We start from the raw sequence: 23,712 nt of genomic DNA, 5'->3' as shown, positions 1-23,712 counted from the left end.
CGTTGTCGGGGCGCCCCTAACCGCCGGTTATGGGGGCGACCCTCCGCCTTGCGATCGCACGCACCAGACGCCGCCCGGCCCGCCCTACGGGCGGACGACGCTCCTTTCGAAACACGCCCTAGCGCTGCGCCCCCGGCCACGGACCCGGCGTGGCCACCTCGGGCTCCAGCTCCACCTTCGTGTCGAAAAGCCGGAACCCGCGCCGCAGGTAGTTGTCCATCGCGTGCGGGCCGTCCTTGGAGCAGGTGTGCAGCCACACCCGCTTCGTCGGCGTCCGCTCCGGCCAGCGCTCCGCCAGGTCCCAGGCGCGCGCGGCCCCGTAGGCAAGCAGATGGCCCCCGATCCGGCGGCCGCGGAACGCCGGGATCAGTCCGAAGTACATGATCTCGACGACGCCCTCGTCCTGCGGGTCCAGTTCGATGTACCCGGCCGGGGTCCCGTTCTCGTACGCCACCCAGGTCTCCGCACCGGGCCTGTCCAGCGCCTCCTGCCACTGCGCGTACGTCATCGAGAGCCGGTCGGTCCACTGGATGTCGCCCCCGACCGCCGTGTACAGGAACCGGCTGAACTCGGGCAGCGGTACGGCCGACCGTACGATCCGGATGTCGCCCTCGGGGGCTGCGGCGGGCCGCAGGTCGTCGGGGGAGGTCTGTTCCAGGGACCAGACGGTCACTTCGGCGGCGGCTGTGCGTTCCGTGTTGCTCATGGCTGTCAGGGAATCATGCCGTGCAGCTCTGGCCAAAGCCTGTCCCGCGGTATGGGCTGGAGGACTCCGGTTCGCCGGTCACCCCGTCGTCCGGGCCCTGAACACCATCGGAGCCGTCGAGTGCGGCAGCAGATCGGCCGGATGCTCCGGGTGGATCACATGGCTCGGTGTGCACAGCACGGAGGGTGGTGCCGTGTCGGCGCAGCACCGCCCTCCGTCGCTTTTCCGGGCGGATCAGTGGGCGACGGGCCGTGCGCGCTCCACGATCGACGCCAGGTCCAGGCTGTGCGGCAGGGTCCCGAACGCCGCCCCCCAGTCCCCGCCCAGCCGCGACGCACAGAACGCGTCGGCGACCTCCGGCGGCGCCCAGCGGACCAGCAGCGAACCCTGCAGTACCAGCGCCATCCGTTCGACGAGCCGGCGGGCCCGCGCCTCGATCCCGTTCAGATCGGCGAGCTCGGTCAGCATGTCCTTGATCGCCCCGTCCAGCCGGTGATCGGCACCGCGCGCCCTGCCGACCTCCTGGAGGAACGCGTTCAGCGCCTGCGGTTCGCGCTGCAGCGCCCGCAGGACGTCCAGGGCCTGTACGTTCCCGGAGCCCTCCCAGATCGAGTTGAGCGGCGCCTCGCGCAGCAGCCGCGGCATCCCGGACTCCTCGACGTAACCGTTCCCGCCCAGGCACTCCAGTGCCTCGCCCACCATGGGGGTGCACCGCTTCGTCACCCAGTACTTCGCCGTGGGCACCGCGATCCGCAGGAACGCGGCCTCCGCCTCCGTACCGGCGTCGTACGCGGCGGCCAGCCGCAGTGCCAGCACCGTCGCCGCCTCGGACTCCAGCGCCAGGTCGGCCAGTACGTTCCGCATCAGCGGCTTCTCGATCAGCACCCCGCCGAACGCGCTGCGGTACGTGCAGTGGTGGACCGCCTGGGCGACCGCCTGCCGCATCAGCGCCGCCGAACCGGTCACACAGTCCAGCCGGGTCGCCGCCACCATCTCGATGATGGTGCGGACCCCGCGTCCCTCCTCGCCGACCCGGCGTGCCCACGTCCCGTCGAACTCGACCTCGCCCGACGCGTTGGACCGGTTGCCCAGCTTGTCCTTGAGGCGTTGGATCGCGAACACGTTGCGGGTGCCGTCGGGCAGCACCCGGGGCAGCAGGAAGCACGTCAGCCCGTCGGGTGCCTGCGCCAGCACCAGGAAGCCGTCGGACATCGGCGCCGAGCAGAACCACTTGTGCCCGGTGAGCAGATACTCGCCGTCGGCGGACAGCGGCTCGGCCCGTGTCGTGTTCGCCCGCACATCGGTGCCGCCCTGCTTCTCCGTCATGCCCATTCCGAAGAGCACACCGGCCTTCTGTGCGGCGGGCCGGAGCCCCCGCTCGTACACCGGCGACGTCAGGCGCGGCTCCCACTCGGCGGCCAGCTCCGGATCGGTCCGCAGCGCGGGCACCGCCGCGTGCGTCATCGAGAGCGGGCAGCCGTGCCCGCCCTCGGCCTGTGTCCACACCAGGAACCCGGCCGCGCGCCGCACATGCCCGCCGGGCCGCCCCCAGGCATCGGTCAGCCCGGCGGCGACCGCGTGCCCGAGCAGCCGGTGCCAGGACGGGTGGAACTCCACTTCGTCGATGCGATGCCCGTACCGGTCATGGGTGCGGAGCTTCGGCGGATTCTCGTTCGCCTGCGTGCCCCACTCCTGGACCTGCGCGGACCCCGCGGCCCGGCCCAGGTCGTGCAGTTCCTCGCGCACCCCCGCCAGCCGTTCGGGCGCGAGATGCCGCTCCACGGCCTCGGTGAGCGCGCGGTCGGCCGCGAAGACGTCGTAGCCGACCAGCGGCGGGACCTGATTGGACACGGTGTGGGTGGTGGCTGCCATGCGGATACGGTAAGGATGTGCAGGCAGCAAATGAAACACCCGAGCGGCCACCGGGTCGGCTCCACCGGGCCCGAGTCCTCTACCGCAACGTATCCAAGCGGCAGATGGTCTGGCAGTTGCTCAAGGACACCGTCAATTCGTGCATGGAGTACCGCATTCTGGGACTCGCGGCCGAGGCGGCGTTCTTCACCCTGCTGTCCCTGCCGCCCCTGCTGCTCGGCCTGATCGGACTGCTGGGGTACGTCGACGAGTGGACCAGTACCACCACGGTCGCCTCCATCGAGCGCAATATCCTCAGCGCGGCGCAGACGGTCCTGTCCGAGCGGGGTGTCAACGACTTCGCGAAACCGCTCCTGGCGGACGTCACGACCGGTGCCAGGCCCGATGTCATCTCGATCGGATTCGCGATCGCGCTCTGGTCCGGGTCCCGCGCCGTGAACGTCTTCATCGACACGATCACCGTGATGTACGGCCTCGACGGCCAGCGCGGCATCGTCAAGACGCGGCTGCTCTCCTTCCTGTTGTACATCGTCGCGCTGCTGCTCGGCGCGGTCGTGCTGCCGCTGCTGGTGGTCGGCCCCGACCGGGTCGTGGAGTTCATCCCGTGGGGCACGGAGGTCATCAGCGTCCTGTACTGGCCGCTGGTGATACTGCTGACGATCGCGTTCCTGACGACGCTCTACCACGTGTCCGTGCCGGTCCGGTCGCCGTGGATAGAGGACATGCCGGGCGCGCTGGTGGCGCTCGCCATGTGGGTGGTCGGCAGCTTCCTGCTGCGGATCTATCTGACGAGTACGGTCGAGGGGCCGACGATCTACGGGTCGCTGGCCGCCCCCATCGCCGTGCTGCTGTGGATCGGCATCTCCGCGTTCGCGGTACTGGTGGGGGCGGCGGTCAACGCTGCCATCGACCGGGTGTGGCCGTCGGTGGCGACGGCGGCGGCACGTGCGGCCAACGACCGGGCGCGGGCCGCGCAGGCCGCGGAGCTGGTGGCGCGGACGAAGGCGGAGTGCGACGAGGACGGTGACAGTCCCTATATGCCGTCCGAGTTCCCGGAGCGGTGGTCGCGGTTCCTGCCGCCGGACGATGTGAAGTCCCGGCTGCTGCAGCCGAGGGGTGAGAAGGACAGCGCCAAGGACCCGGCCAAGGACGCGGCCAAGGACGCGGAGCGGGAGACGAAGAGGTCCCGGGAGTCCCGTTCGTAGCGGGGACAGCCCTTGGAGGGGCTCACAGAATGGCCGACACGTACGAGGAGTGGGAGTCCCGGTTCGGCGGGGCGGTCGTCTGGACCCGGCAGGTCCCCGAGGGGCCTGTCCGACCGGTACTGCCCGATGGCTGCATGGACCTGCTCTGGATCGACGGCCGACTGCTCGTCGCCGGGCCCGACACCCATGCGTACGAGCCCGCCGGGGCGACCGGCCGGCGGTTCACCGGCATCCGGTTCGCCCCCGGCACCGCCCCGGCGCTCCTCGGCGTACCGGCGGACGAACTGCGTGACCAGCGGGTCGAGCTCGCCGATCTGTGGCGGGCCGCCCAGGTGCGGGTACTCGCCGAGCGCATCGCCGATGCCGCCGACCCCGCCGCAGCCCTGGAGTCCGTGGCACTGCGGCGGGCGGCCGAGACCGGACCGGCGGACCCGCTGATGCGGTACGTCGCTGTCCAGCTGGCGCGGGGCCGGTCCGTCGCCGACACCGCGCACACGGCCGGTCTCGGCGCCCGTCAACTGCACCGCCGTTCCCTGGCGGCCTTCGGCTACGGGCCCAAGACTCTGGCCCGGATCCTGCGACTGCAGCGCGCGCTCGTTCTCGTACGGTCCGGAGCGCCGTACGCCGAGGCGGCGCTCGCGGCGGGCTGCACCGACCAGGCGCATCTCGCGCGGGAGATGCGCGAACTGGCCGGCACGACCCTGACCGCCTACTGCGAGGCGTTGGCGAACAGCGACACCGCGCAGCCGTCCGGGTCGAGGACCACCGCGTAACGCTGCCCCCACACGGCGTCCCACGGCTTCAGATGGCCCTGGTACCCGGCGCCGGTCAGATCGTCATACACCGCGTCCACCTCCGCCGGACCGTCGCAGCGGAACGCGAGCCCAACCCGGTCGCCGCCCCGCGTACCGGACCACTCGGGGTCGTAGGAGCGGACGACGTCCTCGGTGTCCCACATGAGGCGCTGCCCGCCCGGCAGGGTCACTTCGACATGGGGTGCGGAATCCGCCCCGGCCGGAATGTCGAGCCCGAGCCGGCGATAGAAGGCGAGCGATGCGGCCAGATCCGCGGTCGTGATGCCGATCGCGTCGATTCGTGGAGTCATGGTCCGAACGTAGAACGGACACGCGCCACGGGTCTTGTACGAATCGGTCATCCCCTTGTCCGGCTGCTGGGGCGTCGGGGCGGGAGACCTGGATTCTCGGTGAGGACCAGGGGGCTCCTCGACGGCCGCGTCCGCTGATCCGCCCCGGTCCCGAACGGTTGTCACATACCCCTGAGAGCGGGTTCGAGGCTGGGCTCGACCACCGGCGGCTGGGGGGTGTCGTGATGCCTGAACAGTCTGCTGGGCCACCACATCCACCGACCCACGTCCAGGGTCAGCGCGGTGACCAGCACCGAGCGGACGATCATGGTGTCCAGCAGCACGCCGAACGCCACCGCGAACCCGAGCTCGGCCGCGAACACCAGTGGCAGCGAGGCCATGGCCGCGAATGTACCGGCCAGCACCAGACCCGCTGAGGTGATCACACCCCCGGTGGTGGACAGGCCCAGCAGCGCGCCGCGCCGGGTGCCCTGCAGCACTGTCACTTCGCGCACCCGGGTGACCAGGAAGATGTTGTAGTCGATGCCCAGGGCGACCAGGAACACGAACGTCAGAAGCGGGAAGGAGGCTTCCGCCCCGGCGAAGTGGAATACGTGGTTGAACATCAGGCTGCTCACGCCAAGGGCCGCTCCGAACGACAGCACCACCGTCGCCATGAGCAGCAGCGGGGCGACGATCGCCCGCAGCAGCAGCGTGAGGATCAGGAACACCACGACCAGCACGATGGGGATGATCACCTTGGAGTCACGGGCGGCTGCTTCTTGCGCGTCGAAAGCGATCGCCGTGTTGCCGCCGACGCGGGCATCCGCCCCCTCGATCCTGTGGACCGCGGTTCTGACCCGCTCGACGGTGCGCATCGCGGCCGTGCTGCTGGGATCGTCCTCGAGCTCCCCGAGCATGATGGCCTCACCGTCCTTGACCATCGGCGCCGAGACGTCAGCGACTCCTGGGACGCCGGACAGTGCGGTCTTCACCTGCTCCGCCGAGGCGGCCTCGGCCACGACGTAGATGGGGTCGCCCGACCCGGCCGGGAAGTGCCTGGACTGGATCTCCTCGCCGACGGCCATCTGCGGCTTGTTGGTGAACTGGTCCTGGGCGGAGAGCCCGTCGGCCTTGAGCCCGAACACCCCGATCGCCATGACGCCGAGGACGAGCGCGGTGCCGATCCACACGATCCGCGGTCGGCCGGAGACGGCGGTGCCGACCCGGGTCCAGAGGCCCGCGTCGGTCGCCACCGCCGATCCGTACGACGGCTTCACCGGCCAGAAGATCCAGCGGCCGCAGATGACCAGCAGGGCCGGCATCAGGGTGACCATGGCGAGCAGCCCGACGAGGATGCCCACGGCACAGGCCGGCCCGAGCCCCTTGGTGGAGTTGAGGGTGGCCAGCATCAGCAGCATCAGGCTGACCGCGACGGTCGCGGCGCTGGCGATGATCGCGGGACTGGAACGGTGCAGGGCCTCCGCCATCGCCTCGTGCCGGTCCTCGTGCCGCCCCAACTCCTCCCGGTATCGCGAGATGAGCAGGAGTGCGTAGTCGGTGGCGGCGCCGAACACCAGCACGGTCAGGATGAAGCTGGTCTGCTTGTTGACGGTGAGTCCGGCGTTCTTCGCCAGCAGGTAGATCACCGCTTCCGACGTGACCAGGGCTACGCCCACGGTCAGCAGTGGCAGCAGTGGCAGCAACGGGCTGCGGTACGTGAGCAGCAGGATCACGACCACCACCAACGCGGTGATCGTGGTCAGGCCGCCGCCTCCGCTGAAGGCCTTGATCGAGTCGGATGCGTAACCGGCCGGTCCGGTGACGTGGAACCCGAGACCGCCCGCGTTCGCTTCGCCGGCCTTGGTCATCGCGTCGACGACCTTGCCGATCCCGTCCCAGCCCGACTTGTCCTTGTGAACCTGGACCACGGTCTGGATGGCCTTGCCGTCCTGGGCCTTCAACGGGCCCTGTGGCTGCCCCACGACGTTTGCGATGCCCTTGAAGGCTTCGGCGTCGGCACGGGCCTTGGCCATGTCGGCATTGGTGATGCCCTCGGGCCGGTCGTAGACCACAATCGCGGGCAGGGTATCGGCAGGCTGGAACTTCTCGGCTCGGTCGACGACCTTGGTCGACTCCGCGTTACTGGGCAGCCAGGCCGAATTGTCGTTCTCCTCGACGTCGCCGAGCTTGCCGGCCAGCATGAGGGCCGGGACCAGCAGGGCCACCCAGAGGGCGAGGATGACCCATTTCGCCACCCTGCCACTGGGCAGGGCCGCCATTTTGCGCACCATGTGGATTCCTCGGCGTTTCAGTCGACGTGAGAGAGCTTGTCGGGATTGGCGACGACGTAGATCCCGCTCACCTGGTCGCCGTCCGGGGTGAGGTCGAGGACGAGGACGGCGTAGAGGGTGTCGCCGGCGAACAGCAGTGCTGACGGGTCGCCGTTGACGCTGCGGTAGGCGATGTCGAGGCCCTTGCCGGAGTGGGGGGCGGCTGCGGCGAGCAGGCGCGCGACCTTGTCCCGGCCGTGGAGCGGCCGCCGGCCCGCCGGTGCTCTGCCCTTGCCTCCGGCGTCACCCCACAGGGTCACGTCCGGCGCCAGGGTCTGCAGGAGGGCGTCCAGGTCGCCGCCGAGCGCGGCGGCCAGGAACCGTTCGGTCACCTGCTGCTGCACGTGCGGGTCGGGCTCGTAGCGGGGGCGTCGGGCATGGACGTGCTCTCGGGCGCGATGGGCGAGCTGGCGAATCGCCGAGGGGCTGCGGCCGAGGATTTCTGCGATCTCGGTGTGGGCGTAGCCGAACACCTCGTGCAGGACGAACACCCCGCGTTCCAGGGGAGTGAGGGTTTCCAGGATCACCAGCAGCGCCATCGACACCGACTCGGCGTGCAATGCCGCGTCAGCGGCATTGCCGGGGACGGACGTGTCGGTGAGGGGGCTGACGAGCGGTTCAGGCAGCCATGGCCCGACGTAGGTTTCACGGCGACGACTGATGGTGGCCTGGTGGGCCAGGGCCCGGTTCACCGCGATGCGCACCAGGTAGGCGCGCGGGTTGCCGATCGGCTCCGCGCTCGGCGCCTGGTTTCTGTCCGTCCACGACAGCCACGTCTCCTGCAACACGTCCTCGGTGTCGGCGACGCTGCCGAGCATGTTGTAGACGATGGAGAACAGCAGCTCACGGTGGTCGTGGAACATCTGTGTCGCGGTGCTCGCCACCGGATCTGACGCCGGCTCCTGCGGGCTGCCTTCGCATGAGGCGGCCTGTGGGTCCGGCGGGGGGTGGTACATCGAAGGGCCTTCCGTCGCGGGTGCATTCCGGAATGGGAGCGATGGCGGCACCCGGAGTGTGACACCCATCGCCGAAATGCGATCTACATCACATCGATGACTTGCAATGTCACCTGTGACGTCCTAACGACTGCCGTCCGTCGCGACCCCCGTGCTCCTCTGCTTGCGCGTGCGAGGCGTCGTCCCGCCGCGGCAGCAGTCATTGATTGCTGGCCAGTACCAAATTAAGGTCGCATTGAGACGGCCGATTAATGAATCGGGTCGTGGGGCGGGTGAGTGGAAGGTCGGGTATGGAGCTGCGTCATCTGTTCTCGTTTGTCGCCGTGGCCGAGGAGCTGCACTTCGGCCGGGCCGCCAAGCGGCTGCAGATGGCCCAACCGCCGCTGAGCCAGCAGATCCGCCAGCTGGAGAAGGAGCTGGGTGTCCAGCTCTTCGAGCGCAACACCCGGTCGGTACGGCTCACCAGCGCAGGGGAGTCCTTCCTGCAGCCGGTGCGGACCGTCCTCGACGACCTCGACACCGCGGTACGGGCCGTCAAGGCCGCCGGGCGCGGCGAGTACGGGCGGGTCCGCATCGGCTTCGCGGGCGCCTCCAGCCACGGGACGCTGCCGCTCCTCACGAGGGCCGTGCGCGCCGCCCACCCCGCACTCGAACTGGTCATGAAGGGGCAGACGTACGCCAATGTCGCCCTCGGCAAGGTCGCCGACGGATCGCTCGACCTGGGGTTCGTCCGGCTGCCGGTGACCCAGCCCGGCGTGGCGTACCGGGTGATCGACGAGGAGGAGCTGGTGTGCGCACTTCCCTCCGACCACCGGCTCGCCCAGCTGGACAGCGTCCCCATCGAGGTCCTCGCCGAAGAGCCCTTCGTCTCCTTCCCGGCCGACACCGGCTCCACCGTGCGGGACGCGATGGTCGGGGCCTGCGAGGCGGCCGGGTTCAATCCGCGTGTGGTGCAGGAGGCCCCCGACTCGTACACCATCCTGGCGCTCGTCGCCGCGGGCGTCGGCGTGACGCTCACGGTCACCTCCGTCCAGCACATCCAGCAGAACGGGCTCGTCTACCGGCCCCTCTGCGGGCCGTCCATCCGGCTCCAGGCGGCGCTGGCCTGGCGGGCCGACAACCCGTCCGCCGCTCTACGGGCGGTACTCGCGGTGGCGGAGGACGCCCTGCCCACGCCCGCGCCCCCGGCCGCAGCCGATTGAGACGCGGAGCGTCTTGAATCAGGGCGAAGTGGGTATTGGACCGACTCAGTCGTGGGGTGCGAAGGTCGGCACACACCCTCGCCACCGGAAGGTCCCGCCGTGCCCGACCAGCAGCTCGACATCGTCATATGTGAACCGCTGCGCACACCCATCGGCCGCTTCGGCGGGGCGTTCGCCCAGCAGACGCCGGCCGCACTCGCGGCACGCGTCATCACCGAGATCGTCGGCCGCACCGGCGTCGACCCGGCCGCCGTCGACGAGGTGATCCTCGGCCACGCCTACCCGTCCGCCGAAGCCCCCGCCATCGGCCGGGTCGCCGCCCTTGACGCCGGGCTTCCGGAATCGGTGACCGGTGCGCAGATCGACCGCCGCTGCGGCTCCGGGCTGCAGGCCGTGCTAGACGCGGCGATGCAGATCCGGGCCGGCTTCAGCGAGGTCGTGATCGCCGGAGGCGTCGACGTGATGAGTGCCGCCCCCTACTACACGCACGACGGCCGCTGGGGCATCAAGGGCCCCGGCCTGCAGCTCCACGACTCGCTGGCGCGCGGCCGGGTCACGGCGGGCGGCGTCAACCACCCGGTCCCCGGAGGGATGATCGAGACCGCGGAGAACCTGCGGCGGGAGTACGGCATCAGCCGCGCCGACCAGGACGCCCTCGCGCTTCGTTCGCAGCGCCGCGCCGCCCGCGCCGCGGCGGAGGGGTGGTACGACGCGGAGACCGTCCCCGTCACCGTACGCACCCGGCAGGGTGAGACCACCGTCACCGCGGACGAGCACCCCCGCCCCGACACCACCGCCGAACAGCTCGCCGCGCTGCGGCCGATCATGGTGAAGTCCGACCCGGACGCCACCGTCACCGCGGGGAACGCCAGCGGTCAGAACGACGCGGCCGCCGCCTGTCTGGTGACGAGTGCGGCGACCGCCGAACGCCTCGGGCTGAACCCGCTGGTCCGGCTGGTCTCCTTCGCGCGAGCCGGAGTCCCGGCCGCGACGATGGGCATCGGGCCCGTCCCGGCGACCCGTGCGGCCCTGGCCCGCGCCGGACTCACCCTGGCCGACCTGGACCTGATCGAGCTGAACGAGGCCTTCGCCGCCCAAGTGCTCGCCTGCACGCGTGAACTGGGACTCGGCGACATCGACCACGAGCAGCGGATCAACGTCAACGGCTCCGGAGTCTCCCTGGGACACCCCGTCGGCGCCACCGGCGCCCGCGTCCTCGCCACGCTGACCCGCGAGCTGCACCGGCGCGAGGCCCGGTACGGCCTGGAGACCATGTGCATCGGAGGCGGACAGGGCCTTGCCGCCGTCTTCGAACGCATCGCGGCCTGACACGCACGCACGGCCGCCGATCGGCCGTTCCGCGCCCCGATCACGACGAGCAGGCAACGGTGGCGGTCTCCGTACCGGGCACGGGTCCGGGAGCCGGTTCAGCCGTGCCGGTAGGTCGAACGCGACCAGCAGCACCACGATCGCCGTGCCCACGGACGTCAGCGCCCGCCGACCACCGGCGCCCGCGCCGCACCGGTCAGCTCCGCCATGTCGACGATCCGGTCCGCCGCCTCCGCCACTGCTGGATCGTGGGTCGCGACGACAGTGACGCAACGGTCCCGGCGGGTGCGGTCGGCGAGGAGAGCGGCCAGTTCGCCCGCCTGTGAGCGGTCGACGGCCGCGGTCGGTTCGTCGACCAGCAGCAGCTTCGGCGCGAGGAACAGGGCGCGGGCCAGAGCGACGCGCTGGCGTTCGCCGCCGGAGAGCTCCTCCGGGCGATGGCGCAGGCGGTGGCCGAGGCCGACCTCGGTCAGCGCTTCCTCGGCGCGGGCACGGTACGCGCGAGGGCGCCTGCCGCTGATGTACACGGCGGCCAGGAGCTGTTCGACGGCGGGCAGCCCGGAGAGCAGATTGCCGCTCTGGAACATGTAGCCGATCCGTTCGCGGCGGATCGCCGCACGCTGTGCGTCGGTGCGGGTCGCCAGGTCCTCGCCGTCCAGCAGGACCTGGCCGGCGGTGGGCCGCAGCAGGGCGCCCGCGACGGCGAGCAGGGTGGACTTGCCCGACCCGGACGGCCCGACGAGCGCGGTCGTACGGCCGGGCTCGAAGGTGACGTCGAGGCCGTCGAGGACGGTGGTACGGGCGTCGGCGCGACCGAATTCAACGGTGACGCCGGTCAGTTCGAGGCTCATCGGTTGGCTCCCAGCATGATCAGTGGGTCGGCGGAGGTGACCCGGCGCAGGGTCAGGGCGGTGCCCGCGAGGCCGACGGCGGCGACGGTGCACATGGTGAGGGCGAGCGTGGCGGCGGGCAGGCTGAACGGCACCTGCTCACCGACCAGCAGCCCGACTGTTGCGGCGAGGACGGCGCCCGCCGCGGTGCCGAGGACGACGACCAGCGCGGCCTGGAGCACGGTGTGGGCGAGCAGCCGCCTGCGGGAGGCGCCGAGGGCGCGGAGCAGGGCCAGTTCGGGCCGGCGCTGCACGGTCCACACGGCGAAGAACGCGCCGACGACCAGCGGGGCGATCAGGTAGAGAAAGACCTGGATCGAGTTCATCGTGACGCGTTCGCCGGTGTAGCCGGGGGCTGCCTCGTACGCCTTCTCCTTGGTGAGCGTCGTGGTGGAGAGCCGCTGGTCGAGGGCGGTGAACGAGGCGCCGCCGGCATCGCGTACGGCCAGGGCGCTGAACTGGTCGGGGATCGCGGCGGTGGCGGAGGCCGGGGCGCCCGGGGTGCTGAAGCGGATGCGCTGCCAGGTGGTCAACGGGACGTAGGCGGCGGGAACATGCCCGTAACTGGACCGGTCGGTGAGGCCGGTGACGAGCAGCCGGATGCCGAGACGGTCGATGACGAGGGTGTCCCCGACCCGCACCCCCTCGTCGGCGAGCTCGGCGGAGATCACGATGCTGTCGGCGGCGGCGCCGTCGAGGCCCTTGCCCGCGGTGACGGACGGGGCGAGGAAGGAGCCGGGTTCGACGCCGAAGGCGGCGAGGTCGACCTCGGTGCCGCGGTCCGTCGTACCGCGGGTGATGGAGACACCCAAGGGGGTCGTGTCGGCGTCGGCGTCCTGGTGCCACGCGGCGGCCGCCCGGTCGTCGAGGAGGCTACGGGCGAATTGGTCGGACCGGGCGTCGGAGGAGAACACCAGGTGCGAGGCCGGGAGGCGGCGCAGGGCCGAGACGGTGTCGTCGCCGAGGCCGGTGGTGAAGCCGGAGACGATGCCGACGAGCGCGGCGACGAGCACCACGACGGACCCCATGAGCAGAAAGCGGCCACGGGCTGCGCGCAGCTCCAGCAGTGCGAGGAACACAGCGGTTCCCTTCGAGGATCGATGTTAGGGACAGTGCGTCGCCAAGATAGATGATGGCGACGCACCGTCGCCAAGTGGGTCTCCTGGCGGCCGGACGGCCTTCTAGACTGGGCCGGTGCCCAAGATCAGCGCCGCGACGGTCGCCGAGCACCACGCCCAGCAGCGGCTGGCCCTGGTGCGGGCGGCACGTGCACTGCTGGAGGGCGGCGACGCGGAAGCGGTGACCTTCACGGCGGTCGCCAAGGCCACGGGCCTCGCCCGCAACAGCGTCTACAAGTACTTCCCGGGCCGCCCCGAGCTGCTCGCCGCGGTCGTCGAGGACGCGATGCCGCGCTGGACGTCCGCCATCAGGGCGGGCATGTCGGCGGCCACCACACCGGAGCAGAAGATCGCCGCCTATGTGACGTCGCAACTGGAGCTGGTGCGCAGCGGCGAGCACCGGATCGCCCAGGCGCTGGCCGGGGTCCGGGACGCGGCCGTGGTGAGGGAGAGCGCGGCGCAGGCGCACCGGGAGCTGCTCACTCCGCTGACAGGTGCGCTGGCGGAGCTGGGGGATGACGATCCGCGGCGAACGGCATTGCTGCTTCAGGGGATCGTCAATGCCGCCACGACGGCGATCGAGTCGGGGGACGACGCGGCGGCGGTGACGGGGCGGGCCGTGCGGATGGCGGTTGCCGCCGTGATGGGGGGCGCCGTCTCCGCGTGAGGGGCGCCGGTGACGGGGATGCGCGGCCTTCGCCACCGCCGCAGGCCTCGGTGCGTTCACGACGGCGCTGATGCTGTGCGGCATCACCATCCATGTGATGGGCCCGCCGATGCGCTGTCTGGACGCCGCGGAGACCGCGAGGATCGCCGCGTGCCTGGATCGCGCCGGGCTGTCCCACCTCTGACGGGCCCTCCTTACGGAAACAGGTCCGGTAGGACAGCCGAGGCTGACCTACCGGACCTGTTCGCGATCCAGCGGTTACGTCACTTCTGTCCGGCGCGGGCGCGACGCATCAGCACCGCGCCGCCGAGCAGCAGGGCAGCGCTGGCTCCGGCCGCCAGGCCGAGGTCGGCGGCGCCGGTGTGGGCCAGCTGCGAGCCGGGGACATGCGGGGTGCGCGGCACCGTCGTATCGGTGACGGGCACGGTGGTGGTCGGGGGGACGGTGGTGGTCGGCGGGGTGACGGGGGGCACCGTGGCGGGGGGCACGGTCACGGGCGGCACTGTGACAGGGGGCACGGTGACGGGCGGCACGGTGATGGGCGGGACCGTGACAGGGGGCACGGTGACGGGGGGCACCGTGACGGGCGGCACCGTGACGGGCGGCACGGTCACGGGGGGCACCGTGACGGGGGGAACGGTGGTGGGCGGCACTGGCGTTGACGGCCGGTGCGTATGGGCGCACCCGTTGCCGGACGCGGGGTTCAGTGCACCGACGACATCGACGGAGTTGCCGCAGGCATTGACCGGGATATCGACAGGGGCCTGGATCAGGTTCCCTGACAGCACCCCGGGGGAGTCGCTGGTTGAACCCTTGGCGCTCGCGCCCTGGGTCCCGTTGCCGTTCGGACCGCTGTCGGTGTTCTCGCACTCATTACCGAAGGCCGGGTTCAGCAGCCCGACCACATTGACTGTGTTGCCGCAGAGGTTGACGGGAACGTGCACCGGCACCTGTACGGCGTTGCCGGAGCCGACGCCCGGCGAATCGGTGGCCGTCCCGTCGGCCGAGGCATCCGCGAATGCGTAGCCGCCGGCCGCGGTCAGGATTCCTGACGCCGCCGCCATGACGATCATGCTTTTACTCAAGGCTTTTCGCATTAGTTGCCCCTTCTTAGGACATCGTGCGCGGGCGGAATGCCCGCATTTCTTTCACTAAGCGGTGGCAGTTACCGCCCGGGGCTGTCGCCCGGACGGTTCTCCATGTCCGTGTTCGGCGCGCGGTGGTCGCGCCGCGACGGAATCGGCGAATCTCTGTCGGGCGCGTTCCGGAAGTGTGCTTGCCGACAGTCGTAACGATGGGGAATTGGTGAAGGAAACTCGAAAGTCCACGGGAATTGTGTGACCACCCGGACGGGTGACGCACGCGTGTTCTCCAGCCGTTTGTTCAGGCGGAACCGCGGATTTCCGGGGGCGCTCTCGTACGGGTGAATGAACAGAACCAAACGCCCTGCGCCGAGTTGGGCAGGGTGCGCTCCGGCATGGAGCGTCAAGTGCGAGAAGGGTTCGTCGTGATCATGATGGTTCTGGCTACGGGCGCCGTCGCCGCCTCCACTGCCGGCATCTCGGCCACGCGCGCTCCGCAGGCGATGGTCTTCGGCGACGGCACCACTTCGGTCAACGGCAACGGCGCCTCGCAGCCGTTCGGTTGCTCCGGGACCCGTGGTGCCTGGAGCCCGCAGTTCGGCCTGGTCCAGGGCAACCTGAACAAGGCCTGCGTCGGCCTCCCGGTCAAGGTCGACGCCGGTTCGCTGCCCGGTGTCGCCCCGGTCGCGGTCCAGGACGTCAACGTCCTGTCCTTGCCGCAGAGCCGGCAGCGCACCGAGAACTCCACCCAGGCCAAGGGTGACGAGCCCCTGTCGCGCATTCGGGACACCGTCCCGGTGCTCTCCGGCGGCGGTGCGTCCCATTGATCCAGCCGCACCGAACTGGCCCGGGCCGCCGGCGTTCCTCCCCTGTGCGGCCCGGGCCTGCTGCTGCCCGCGGCTATCTCGGCGCATCGAGATTCCGGAAGATTCCGGCGGTGGCGCCGGGCGATCGGGGGATTACGTCATTCGGGCGGATTCCCGAGAATTCTCTCTCTGAAGAGTTTCGCGCACGGACTTACATCGTTACGAATTACAGTGGCGGAGTTACGAGCGATCAGGACAGCGCTCGTGCGGCACGAAAGTCGTGACCGCTCCGGACTCCGTCTAAAGAAAGGGATGAAAGTGAAGTACACCAAGGCTGCTGCCATCGCCGCCGGAACGCTGATGGCGATCGGTGCCGCTACGCCCGCCTTCGCCGACACCGGTGCCGATGGCTCCGCTCTCAACTCTCCGGGCGTTCTTTCCGGCAACGTCATCCAGGTTCCGATTCACATTCCGGTCAACGCCTGCGGCATCACCGTGAGCGTGATCGGTGCGCTCAACCCGGCCGCCGGCAACGCCTGCGCCAACAGCTGACCGCTGTCGGCCGAGCCCCGTGCTCATGTCCGGTTCGCCCCGGATCGCATCTCCTGCGATCCGGGGCGTTCCTCTTTTTCTGCGTGCACCGTCCCGGAGGTGCGCGGTACTGCCCGGATGCGGTGGAACGACCGGAGACATTCCACCGGCCCGGGGCGCGGAGCGCCGGCGGCTGGAGGCTGACACCCGGACAGCTGCGCAGAACGGAGCACCTGACAGTGCACCACTGATTCCGTCCCCCGGAACCCGCGCGACACCCGTTCCGGTGATTAGTCATGCAATCCATCGAGTGTTCCGGCAGAAAAAGGAGACCGCGCAGTTGCCCGCCCGGAACCGGATCGTTATCCAGGGCGAAAGCGGCAGAAGCCACAGGTAAAGAAGGCCTGTGCGGTGCGGGGACGCGACCGAAACAGATGCCGCCGTAGAAGGGAACCCGAAAAGTGAAGTACGCGAAGACAGCTGCGTTCGTGGCCGGTTCCGTGGTTGCTCTCGGAACGGCTGCTCCCGCCTTCGCCGTTACCACCGCCGCGGCCCCAGCTTTCAGCCTCGACAGCGGCGTCAACCAGGTGTTGGAGGCGGCGCCGCAGGGTGTCGACCCGGTCGTCGGCACAGTCAGCGGCGCCACCGGCCCGGTGCAGAAGAAGGGCACCGTCACCGAGGTCGCCGGTCAGGCCGCCGACGCGGCCCAGGACGCTGCGCCGCTGCTCGGCGGCGTGCCTCTCGGCGGCTGATCCGTCGTACGGCGGAAGTTCCGCCGCCCATGGGCAGCTGCACGAACCCCTCGTTGGAGGGGAGTACTGGGCCGGTTGCCGCAGTTGCGGCGGCCGTAACCCGTCGAACCGGGTACAGGCGTCCCATGGACCAGTACGACAGCCAACGCCCGTGGGGCCTGCACCGGCACACGGAGGACGACACCCCGATCTATGACCGCCTGCTCGCCGAATGGCAGGCGGCCCGGCGGGACCGGGACCGGGACCGGGCACCGCGTCCCGAGCCGGGTCCGCCCCGCGCGGACGGACTCGTGCCCGCCGCGCGCACCTCCTGCGAGGACCTCGGTGAATGACCTCCGGATAGAACCCATGTGAGTGGTGCTGCGGAACTGGTGCTTCCGTATCCGGTGGCAAGGCGCTGCCGCACATCGCGGACGACATCCCGGTGCTGTCGGGCAGTGGCCCCCTCAACCACTGACGCCTCGTGATGTGCGGGCAGCCGCGCCAGAGCCCCGGACCGCCCGAACTCCCGTGTCCGTACGGGACCGCACGCGTCGATGCCCACCGCTCCACAGGGGGTGGTGGGCATCGACGCGTGCGGATCAAAAATGTGTTGACGCCGTCGGGCGGTCCCGGGCTATCGTGTGCAGCGTTCCGGACGGCGGGCATGAACCGCCGGTGTCGGCCCCGTGCTTGGACCAGGAGGTGAGGACATTGATGACTGTCGCCGCGGTGGGCGCTGCCCACAACCCGAAGAGCATCGTTCTCACTCCCGTGGTCGCCGGCTGACCTTCTCCGTAACTTCCACGCGCCCGTGTGCGCGTCGCCGGGGCCACCCTTTGAAGGGTTTCCCTTGTCTTTCTCCTCGCTTTCCCCGCTCTCCTCCCTCGTCGGCCCGTCCGCGTCGCATCCGCTGGCACCGTACGGCTGGGACGACGACTGGGCCGCAGAGTTCGCTCCCCACGCCGAACAGGGGCTGCTGCCCGGACGGGTGGTGCGGGTGGACCGCGGTCAGTGCGATGTCGTCACCGCCGACGGCACCGTGCGCGCCGACACCGCGTTCGTGGTGCCGCGCGACCCGATGCGGATCGTCTGCACGGGTGACTGGGTCGCCGTCGATCCCGAAGGTGATCCGCAGTTCGTACGGACGCTGCTGCCACGGCGTACCGCCTTCGTGCGCTCGACGTCGTCGAAGCGGTCCGAGGGACAGGTCCTCGCCACCAACGTCGACCACATCGCCATCTGCGTCTCGCTCGCCGTGGAACTCGACCTGGGCCGGGTGGAACGCTTTCTGTCGCTCGCCATGTCCAGCTCCAGCGGAGACGCACTGCTGCGGGACGGGGCGTCCGCGCAGGACGGCGCCGCTCAGCCGCTGGTGGTGCTGACCAAGGCGGACCTGGTGCCGGACGCCGCCGCGCTGGCGTACCTCGTCCAGGACATCGAGACCGTCGCCCCCGGGGTGCAGGTGCTGCCCGTCAGCTCCGCCACCGGGGAGGGGCTCGACGTGCTCGGCGCCATTGTCTCCGGCGGTACGAGTGTGCTGCTCGGGGTGTCCGGCGCGGGCAAGTCCACGCTGGCCAACGCCCTGCTCGGCGACGACGTGATGGCTGTCCAGGCAGCCCGTGACGTCGACGGCAAGGGCCGGCACACCACCACGACGCGCAACCTGCTGGTCCTGCCCTCCGGGGGCGTCCTCATCGACACCCCAGGGCTGCGCGGGGTCGGTCTCTGGGACGCGGAGGCCGGTGTCGGGCAGGTCTTCTCGGACGTGGAGGACCTGGCCCGGGAGTGCCGCTTCCACGACTGCAACCATGAGTCCGAGCCCGGCTGCGCAGTGCTCGCGGCCATCGAGGACGGCGCGCTGCCCGAGCGGCGCCTCGACAGCTACCGCAAGCTGCTCCGCGAGAACCAGCGCATCGTCGCCAAGACCGATGCCCGGGTACGGTCCGAGATCCGCCGCGAGTGGAAGCGCAAGGGGGCCGAGGGCCGGGCGGCCATGGACGCCAAGCGGGGCCGGCTGCGGTAGTCCACGGGGGCCGGGTCCACGTCCGAAAACCGCGAGTGCGCCACTGAGGGGGTGGCGCACACTGGGCGGTGTGATGGACGAACAGACCAGGTACGAGGCGGTGAGCAGCCGCGACGCGCGTTTCGACGGGGAGTTCTTCTTCGCCGTCGAGACCACTGGCATCTACTGCCGGCCGAGCTGCCCTGCCGTCACCCCCAAGCGGAAGAACGTCCGCTTCTACCCGACCGCAGCGGCCGCCCAGGGGCAAGGCTTCCGGGCCTGCAGACGATGCCGTCCGGACGCCGTCCCGGGGTCCGCGGAATGGGATGTACGCGCCGATGTCGTCGGCCGCGCCATGCGGATGATCGGCGACGGTGTGGTCGACCGGGAAGGCGTTCCCGGTCTTGCCCACCGGCTCGGCTACAGCTCGCGCCAGGTGCAGCGGCAGCTCAACGCCGAACTGGGCGCCGGACCCGTCGCCCTCGCCCGTGCCCAGCGCGCGCACACCGCACGGGTGCTGCTCCAGACGACCGGGCTGCCCGTCACCGAGATTGCGTTCGCGTCGGGCTTCGCCAGCGTGCGCCAGTTCAACGACACGATCCGACAGATTTACGCCCGTACGCCGAGCGCACTGCGGGCCGAGGCCGGCACCGGGCTGGGCGCGGCGGTACGGGAGGCGCGCACGACCGGGGTCCCGCTCCGGCTCGCCCACCGCGGGCCGTACGCCGCCCGGGAGGTCTTCGATCTGCTGGCCGGTGAGACGGTCGCCCGGATCGAGGAGGTCAGCGGCAAGCCAGGCACCCGTACCTACCGGCGCACCCTGCGGCTGCCGTACGGGACGGGCCTTGTCGCCGTCGACGAGCGGTCCGCGGGGGCGTGGCTGGACGCCCGGATCCACCTCACGGATCTGCGCGACCTGACGACGGCGGTGCAGCGGCTGCGACGCCTCTTCGACCTGGACGCCGATCCGTATGCCGTCGACGAGCGGCTCGGCGCCGACCCGCTGCTGGCACCGCGCGTCGCTGCCCGCCCGGGGCTGCGGTCGCCGGGGGCGGCGGACCCGGAGGAGTTCGCGGTACGGACGCTGGTGGGCCGGGACGCGGCGGAGCGGCTCGTGGAGACGTACGGGAGGGTTCTGGACGTGCCCTGCGGAGGGCTGACTCATGTGTTCCCTGAGCCGGGAGTGCTGGCAGGAGAGGCGGAGACGCCGGCACTGCGGGCGCTGGCGGCCGCGCTGGCGGACGGGGACGTACGGCTCGACGCCGGGGCGGACCGCGAGGAGGCCGAGCGTGCGCTGATGCGGCTGCCGGGGATCGGCCCGGCAGCCGCGGCGCTGATCAGGATGCGGGCGCTCGGTGACCCCGATGTGGATCCGGACGGACGCCCCGAGGCGGAGCGGTGGCGGCCCTGGCGTTCGTACGCCGTGCGCCATCTGGAGCTTCGGGGACCGTCTTCGGATCATGCCGGTTCGGCCTGATCCGAACGCGACCGCCCTCAGGCCTCTTCTCGCGATCGCGCCGGCCTGCCCACCTGGCGGTCAGGCGCTCCAAGCAGTGGCCCGCACCCGCCGGCCGACCGACGCCGTCTTCGTGTGATCCCAGTCAATCGGCCTAGCCGGCCTGCCTGTTGACGTCGACTAGATACTGAGTGTAGACACTGAGGTATGACTGTCCCTCTGGCACTCCTCGGACTTCTCGAACGGGAGTCGAGCCACGGCTACGACCTCAAGCGCGACTACGACACCTACTTCGGCCGAGGCAAGCCGCTGCCCGCCGGGCAGGTCTACTCGACCTTGGGCCGCCTCGCCCGCGACGGGAAGGTCGAGGCAGGCGAGACCGAGCCCGGGTCGGGGCCGGACCGCAAGCGCTACGTGATCACCGAGCTGGGGGTCACGCAGGTCGAGACCTGGCTGACCGAGCCGGTCGCGGGTGAACCGCACCTGCAGACGGTGCTGTTCACCAAGGTCGTGCTGGCGCTGCTGCTGGAGCGCGACCCCCGCGCGTACCTCGACATCCAGCGCGCCGCCCACATGGAGCGGATGCGGGAGCTGACCGAACTGCGCCGGACCGGCAGCACGATCGACTCGCTGCTCGCCGACCACGGCGTGTACCACCTGGAGGCCGACCTGCGGTGGATCGACCAGACCGTGGCGCGGCTCGCCGCCCTGACAGCCGAGGTGCGCTCATGAGTTCGGACGAAGGCTTCCTCGTAGAAGCGCGGAACGCCGTCCTGTCGTTCGGGCAGACGCCCGCGCTGCAGGGTGCGAACCTCTCCGCCCGGGCCGGCGAGATCCTCGCCGTCACCGGTCCGAGCGGCTCCGGCAAGTCCACGCTGCTGCACTGCCTGGCCGGGATCCTCGTACCCGACTCCGGCGAGATCTGGTTCGACGGCCGCCGCGTCGACACCCGGCGCGAGCCCGAGCGCAGCGCGCTACGCCGGGATCACTTCGGCTTCGTCTTCCAGTTCGGTCAGCTCGTCCCCGAGCTGACCGCCGAGGAGAACGTCGCCCTGCCGCTGCTGCTCGCCAAGTCCCGCAGGGCGAGCGCGCTGGCCGAGGCCCGGCCGTGGTTCGGGCGGCTCGGCCTGGACGGTCTCGAGGGGCGCCGATCCGGTGAACTCTCCGGCGGGCAGGCACAGCGTGTCGCCCTGGCCCGCGCCCTGGTCTCCCGGCCCAAGGTGCTGTTCGCCGACGAGCCGACCGGGTCGCTCGACTCGCTCACCGGCGAGCACGTGATGGACCTGCTGGTCGCCTCCGTGCGCGAGGAGGGCACCACCGTCGTCCTCGTCACCCACGAGCCGCGGGTGGCCGCCTACGCGAACCGCGAAGTCATCGTCCGCGACGGCAAGGTCACGCCGCTCTTCGTCGAACGGCTCGCCTCGTGATCCGCCTCGGCCTGCGCCTCACCCTGAGCGGCGGCAGGGAGGCCGCCGCCCGCCTCGCCGTCATCGCGGCCGCCGTCGCCCTCGGCGTCGGCATGCTGCTGAGCATCCTGGCGGCCATCAACGCCACCGCCACCCAGAACAGCCGGAACGCCTGGCTCAACACCGGCACCGGAAAGAGCGCGTCGAGCCAGTCGGCGGCGAAGGCGGACACGGACCCGCTGTGGTGGCTGCTCAGGGCGGACCACTTCGACGGCAAGACCATCGGCCGCGTCGACCTCGCCGCCACCGGCCCGAACTCCCCGGTCCCACCGGGGCTCTCACGCGTTCCCGGACCGGGCGAGTTCTACGCCTCACCGGCCCTCAGCACGATCCTCCACTCCACCCCGGCCGCCGAACTCGCCGACCGCTACCCCGGCCACCAGGTCGGCACGGTCGGTAAGGCGGCGCTCCCGGGCCCGGACTCCCTGGTCGTCGTCATCGGCCACAGCCCCGACCAGCTCGCGAAACAGCACGACGCCACCCGGGTCACCTCGATCACCACCGTGACCCCCAGCAGCTGCAACGGCACGAACTGCACGGTCAGGACGGGCATCGACAACCGCGGCATCAAGCTCATCCTCTCCGTCGCGGGCACCGCCCTGATCTTCCCTGTGCTCATCCTCATCGGCACGGCCACCCGGCTGGCAGCCGCCCGCCGTGAGCAGCGTTTCGCCGCGATGCGCCTGGTGGGCGCCACACCGCGGCAGATCTCGATGATCTCGGCTGTCGAATCGACGGTCGCCGCGGTCATCGGCACGGCCGTCGGCTTCGGCCTCTTCCACCTGTTCCGTACGCAGCTGGCGGCGGTCAACCTCACGCGTACGCCGTACTTCGCCGGCGATCTCACGCTCGGGACCGGCAATGTCCTTCTCGTCTCCGTCGCCGTCCCCGTGGGGGCCGCGATCGCGGCCCGGATCGCCCTGCGCCGCGTGCAGGTCTCCCCGCTCGGGGTCACCCGGCGCGTCACGCCGCGCCCGCCGCGGGTCTACCGGGTGATCCCACTGGTCGCCGGTATCGCCGAACTCTCGTACACCATCGGCCGGGTGCCCAGGAGCACCAACGGTCAGATCTGGGTCTTCGTCCCAGGAATCCTGCTGGTCCTGACCGGACTTGTCATCGCCGGCCCCTGGCTGACCATGGCCGGAGCCCGCGTCCTGGCCCGGCTCACCAGCCGGCCGGCGCTGCTCCTCGCGGGCCGGCGGCTCGCGGACGACCCGAAGGCCGGCTTCCGCGCGGTCAGCGGGCTGGTCCTCGCCCTGTGCGTCACCAGCGCGGCCGTCGGGATCATCGGCTCGCTCAACGCCGAGCGCAGCATCCCGCAGGCCGGCCGGACGGCCGCCGACGCCCTGGACGCCCGCTACACCCACGACTTCAACCGCACTACCGGACGTCGGATCGGCAGCGTGCCCCCGCTCTCGAAGGCCGCGCTCGGCGACCTGAACTCCGTACCGGGCGTCAAAGGCGTGCTGATGATCCACACGAACCCGCTCGGCACCACGGACCCGGCCTATCGGGGCACCCAAGGCTCCGTGACACCGCCGGTGGCCGGCCTGGCCTCGTGCACGGAGCTCGCGAAGATGCCGGCCCACAGCGCATGCGCCTCCGGAGCCGAAGCGGCGTCGGTCACACAGAACTACGGCAACCTCGGCACGTACTACTGGCAGCACTGGCCCACGGAATGGCCCGCCGCCAGTATCTCCGCCCAGCGCCTCGCCCGCCTCCCGGTCCAGGAGATCGTCGTGGCCACCAACGGGTCGACGTCGGCGATCGAACGCGCGCGCACCATCCTCGCGAACACGTATCCCGACCAGGACGTCCCATGGACCGTCGGTGAGGACCACGCCGAAAGAGGCGCACAGCTCGCCGGATACCGGCAACTGGCCAATGTGGTCATCCTGGTCAGTTTCCCCATCGCCGGCTGCAGCCTGGCGGTGAGCGTGGCCGGGGGCCTGCGCGACCGCAAGCGCCCCTTCAGCCTGCTGCGGTTGACCGGCACACAGCTCGGGGTGCTGCGGCGGGTGGTGCTTCTGGAGAGCGCGGTCCCGCTCCTGGTGGTCGCCGTGGTGGCGATCGGGATGGGCTTCCTGGCTGCCCAGCTGTTCGTGCAGGCCCAGTTCAGGTACTCGATCCGGGCACCGGGGATCCAGTACTACGCGATCGTGCTCGCCGGGCTCATCGCCTCGCTGGGGGTCATCGCATCCACGATGCCGCTGCTCAGGCGCATCACGGGACCCGAAACGGCACGCAACGAGTAGCAGGAACGACGACGGCTC

General features: G+C 70.8%; 22 protein-coding genes and 1 pseudogene. 15 read left to right on the top strand and 8 right to left on the bottom strand.

From position 1 onward, the window contains the following. Window positions 1-118 precede the first annotated feature (118 nt). Window positions 119-706, bottom strand: coding sequence for a GNAT family N-acetyltransferase (locus ACNPQM_RS13775; RefSeq protein WP_358857136.1), 588 nt, complete (start codon window positions 704-706; stop codon window positions 119-121). A gap of 234 nt (window positions 707-940) precedes the next feature. Next, window positions 941-2,578 (bottom strand): acyl-CoA dehydrogenase family protein, encoded by a 1,638-nt coding sequence (locus ACNPQM_RS13770; protein WP_418084204.1) that lies wholly within the window; start codon window positions 2,576-2,578, stop codon window positions 941-943. Window positions 2,579-2,595: 17 nt separating this feature from the next. Between ACNPQM_RS13770 and ACNPQM_RS13765 the strand changes: the two genes are divergently transcribed. Together ACNPQM_RS13765 and ACNPQM_RS13760 are read left to right on the top strand one after the other, a co-directional pair. Continuing rightward, window positions 2,596-3,783 carry a YihY/virulence factor BrkB family protein gene (locus tag ACNPQM_RS13765; protein ID WP_418084203.1) on the top strand — a complete coding sequence of 396 codons (1,188 nt, stop codon included), beginning with the start codon at window positions 2,596-2,598 and terminating at the stop codon, window positions 3,781-3,783. Window positions 3,784-3,812: 29 nt separating this feature from the next. Next, a complete protein-coding gene (locus ACNPQM_RS13760; RefSeq protein WP_418084202.1) occupies window positions 3,813-4,556 on the top strand; it encodes a helix-turn-helix domain-containing protein in 744 nt (247 codons plus the stop codon). Here ACNPQM_RS13760 and ACNPQM_RS13755 read toward each other — a convergent pair. The 3 genes from ACNPQM_RS13755 to sigJ all read right to left on the bottom strand — a co-directional run bounded on the left by ACNPQM_RS13755 (window position 4,493) and on the right by sigJ (window position 8,156). Beyond that, window positions 4,493-4,888: a VOC family protein gene (locus ACNPQM_RS13755; protein WP_358857140.1), complete on the bottom strand. Its 396-nt coding sequence runs from the start codon at window positions 4,886-4,888 to the stop codon at window positions 4,493-4,495. The genes ACNPQM_RS13760 and ACNPQM_RS13755 overlap by 64 nt on opposite strands. 161 nt (window positions 4,889-5,049) lie before the next feature. Next, window positions 5,050-7,161 carry an MMPL family transporter gene (locus tag ACNPQM_RS13750; protein ID WP_418084201.1) on the bottom strand — a complete coding sequence of 704 codons (2,112 nt, stop codon included), beginning with the start codon at window positions 7,159-7,161 and terminating at the stop codon, window positions 5,050-5,052. Window positions 7,162-7,178: 17 nt separating this feature from the next. Continuing rightward, window positions 7,179-8,156, bottom strand: a complete 978-nt coding sequence (gene sigJ / locus ACNPQM_RS13745; protein WP_418084200.1) for an RNA polymerase sigma factor SigJ — start codon at window positions 8,154-8,156, stop codon at window positions 7,179-7,181. 290 nt (window positions 8,157-8,446) lie between these two features. Here sigJ and ACNPQM_RS13740 point away from each other — a divergent pair, with 290 nt between their 5' ends. Both ACNPQM_RS13740 and ACNPQM_RS13735 read left to right on the top strand, forming a co-directional pair. After that, the gene (locus ACNPQM_RS13740) at window positions 8,447-9,358 is read left to right on the top strand and encodes a LysR family transcriptional regulator (RefSeq protein ID WP_358857143.1); all 912 of its coding nucleotides are present in this window, start codon (window positions 8,447-8,449) and stop codon (window positions 9,356-9,358) included. 99 nt (window positions 9,359-9,457) lie between these two features. Then, window positions 9,458-10,687, top strand: a complete 1,230-nt coding sequence (locus ACNPQM_RS13735) for an acetyl-CoA C-acetyltransferase (protein ID WP_358857144.1) — start codon at window positions 9,458-9,460, stop codon at window positions 10,685-10,687. 158 nt (window positions 10,688-10,845) lie between these two features. On the opposite strand, the gene ACNPQM_RS13730 is transcribed toward ACNPQM_RS13735, so the two are convergent. Together ACNPQM_RS13730 and ACNPQM_RS13725 are read right to left on the bottom strand one after the other, a co-directional pair. Next, window positions 10,846-11,538, bottom strand: coding sequence for an ABC transporter ATP-binding protein (locus tag ACNPQM_RS13730; protein ID WP_418084199.1), 693 nt, complete (start codon window positions 11,536-11,538; stop codon window positions 10,846-10,848). Further along, window positions 11,535-12,656, bottom strand: a complete 1,122-nt coding sequence (locus ACNPQM_RS13725; RefSeq protein ID WP_418084198.1) for an ABC transporter permease — start codon at window positions 12,654-12,656, stop codon at window positions 11,535-11,537. The genes ACNPQM_RS13730 and ACNPQM_RS13725 overlap by 4 nt, the downstream gene beginning before the upstream one ends. Window positions 12,657-12,771: 115 nt before the next feature. Between ACNPQM_RS13725 and ACNPQM_RS13720 the strand changes: the two genes are divergently transcribed. After that, window positions 12,772-13,362: a TetR/AcrR family transcriptional regulator gene (locus ACNPQM_RS13720; RefSeq protein ID WP_418084197.1), complete on the top strand. Its 591-nt coding sequence runs from the start codon at window positions 12,772-12,774 to the stop codon at window positions 13,360-13,362. Window positions 13,363-13,387: 25 nt separating this feature from the next. Beyond that, window positions 13,388-13,546 (top strand): annotated as a pseudogene (locus ACNPQM_RS13715) (dihydrodipicolinate synthase family protein); the annotation flags it as partial. Window positions 13,547-13,625: 79 nt separating this feature from the next. Here ACNPQM_RS13715 and ACNPQM_RS13710 read toward each other — a convergent pair. Then, a complete protein-coding gene (locus tag ACNPQM_RS13710) occupies window positions 13,626-14,435 on the bottom strand; it encodes a chaplin (protein ID WP_418084196.1) in 810 nt (269 codons plus the stop codon). A 434-nt stretch (window positions 14,436-14,869) separates the two neighbouring features. Between ACNPQM_RS13710 and ACNPQM_RS13705 the strand changes: the two genes are divergently transcribed. The 9 genes from ACNPQM_RS13705 (at window position 14,870) to ACNPQM_RS13665 (ending at window position 23,694) form a co-directional block, all read left to right on the top strand. Continuing rightward, window positions 14,870-15,271 (top strand): rodlin, encoded by a 402-nt coding sequence (locus tag ACNPQM_RS13705; RefSeq protein ID WP_418084242.1) that lies wholly within the window; start codon window positions 14,870-14,872, stop codon window positions 15,269-15,271. A gap of 297 nt (window positions 15,272-15,568) precedes the next feature. After that, complete coding sequence (locus tag ACNPQM_RS13700; RefSeq protein ID WP_358857353.1) at window positions 15,569-15,802, top strand: chaplin; 234 nt, start codon at window positions 15,569-15,571, stop codon at window positions 15,800-15,802. A gap of 440 nt (window positions 15,803-16,242) precedes the next feature. Further along, a complete protein-coding gene (locus ACNPQM_RS13695) occupies window positions 16,243-16,533 on the top strand; it encodes a hypothetical protein (protein ID WP_358857150.1) in 291 nt (96 codons plus the stop codon). A 125-nt stretch (window positions 16,534-16,658) separates the two neighbouring features. After that, window positions 16,659-16,865: a hypothetical protein gene (locus ACNPQM_RS13690; protein ID WP_358857151.1), complete on the top strand. Its 207-nt coding sequence runs from the start codon at window positions 16,659-16,661 to the stop codon at window positions 16,863-16,865. 500 nt (window positions 16,866-17,365) lie between these two features. Further along, the gene (gene rsgA / locus ACNPQM_RS13685) at window positions 17,366-18,538 is read left to right on the top strand and encodes a ribosome small subunit-dependent GTPase A (protein ID WP_418084195.1); all 1,173 of its coding nucleotides are present in this window, start codon (window positions 17,366-17,368) and stop codon (window positions 18,536-18,538) included. Between the two features lie 73 nt (window positions 18,539-18,611). Next, entirely contained in the window at window positions 18,612-19,994 is a 1,383-nt protein-coding gene (locus tag ACNPQM_RS13680; RefSeq protein WP_418084241.1) for a DNA-3-methyladenine glycosylase 2 family protein, read from the top strand. 186 nt (window positions 19,995-20,180) lie between these two features. Continuing rightward, window positions 20,181-20,705 (top strand): PadR family transcriptional regulator, encoded by a 525-nt coding sequence (locus ACNPQM_RS13675; RefSeq protein WP_358857154.1) that lies wholly within the window; start codon window positions 20,181-20,183, stop codon window positions 20,703-20,705. Then, on the top strand, window positions 20,702-21,400 hold the full coding sequence (locus tag ACNPQM_RS13670) for an ABC transporter ATP-binding protein (protein ID WP_358857155.1): 699 nt from the start codon (window positions 20,702-20,704) through the stop codon (window positions 21,398-21,400). The genes ACNPQM_RS13675 and ACNPQM_RS13670 overlap by 4 nt, the downstream gene beginning before the upstream one ends. Continuing rightward, on the top strand, window positions 21,397-23,694 hold the full coding sequence (locus ACNPQM_RS13665) for an FtsX-like permease family protein (RefSeq protein WP_418084194.1): 2,298 nt from the start codon (window positions 21,397-21,399) through the stop codon (window positions 23,692-23,694). The genes ACNPQM_RS13670 and ACNPQM_RS13665 overlap by 4 nt, the downstream gene beginning before the upstream one ends. Window positions 23,695-23,712 lie beyond the last annotated feature (18 nt).

The organism is Streptomyces sp. NPDC056231 (assembly GCF_048270745.1).
Lineage (GTDB): Bacteria > Actinomycetota > Actinomycetes > Streptomycetales > Streptomycetaceae > Streptomyces.
This window is presented reverse-complemented; position numbering and strand designations above follow the sequence as displayed.

Excerpts from the sequence above, each read along its gene's own strand:
- ACNPQM_RS13775 (WP_358857136.1), bottom strand. The coding sequence starts at position 706 with ATGAGCAACACGGAACGCACAGCCGCCGCCGAAGTGACCGTCTGGTCC.
- sigJ (WP_418084200.1), bottom strand. The coding sequence starts at position 8,156 with ATGTACCACCCCCCGCCGGACCCACAGGCCGCCTCATGCGAAGGCAGC.
- ACNPQM_RS13750 (WP_418084201.1), bottom strand. The coding sequence starts at position 7,161 with ATGGTGCGCAAAATGGCGGCCCTGCCCAGTGGCAGGGTGGCGAAATGG.
- ACNPQM_RS13690 (WP_358857151.1), top strand. The coding sequence starts at position 16,659 with ATGGACCAGTACGACAGCCAACGCCCGTGGGGCCTGCACCGGCACACG.
- ACNPQM_RS13675 (WP_358857154.1), top strand. The coding sequence starts at position 20,181 with ATGACTGTCCCTCTGGCACTCCTCGGACTTCTCGAACGGGAGTCGAGC.
- ACNPQM_RS13740 (WP_358857143.1), top strand. The coding sequence starts at position 8,447 with ATGGAGCTGCGTCATCTGTTCTCGTTTGTCGCCGTGGCCGAGGAGCTG.
- ACNPQM_RS13760 (WP_418084202.1), top strand. The coding sequence starts at position 3,813 with ATGGCCGACACGTACGAGGAGTGGGAGTCCCGGTTCGGCGGGGCGGTC.
- ACNPQM_RS13770 (WP_418084204.1), bottom strand. The coding sequence starts at position 2,578 with ATGGCAGCCACCACCCACACCGTGTCCAATCAGGTCCCGCCGCTGGTC.
- ACNPQM_RS13680 (WP_418084241.1), top strand. The coding sequence starts at position 18,612 with ATGGACGAACAGACCAGGTACGAGGCGGTGAGCAGCCGCGACGCGCGT.
- ACNPQM_RS13755 (WP_358857140.1), bottom strand. The coding sequence starts at position 4,888 with ATGACTCCACGAATCGACGCGATCGGCATCACGACCGCGGATCTGGCC.
- ACNPQM_RS13670 (WP_358857155.1), top strand. The coding sequence starts at position 20,702 with ATGAGTTCGGACGAAGGCTTCCTCGTAGAAGCGCGGAACGCCGTCCTG.
- ACNPQM_RS13730 (WP_418084199.1), bottom strand. The coding sequence starts at position 11,538 with ATGAGCCTCGAACTGACCGGCGTCACCGTTGAATTCGGTCGCGCCGAC.
- ACNPQM_RS13710 (WP_418084196.1), bottom strand. The coding sequence starts at position 14,435 with ATGATCGTCATGGCGGCGGCGTCAGGAATCCTGACCGCGGCCGGCGGC.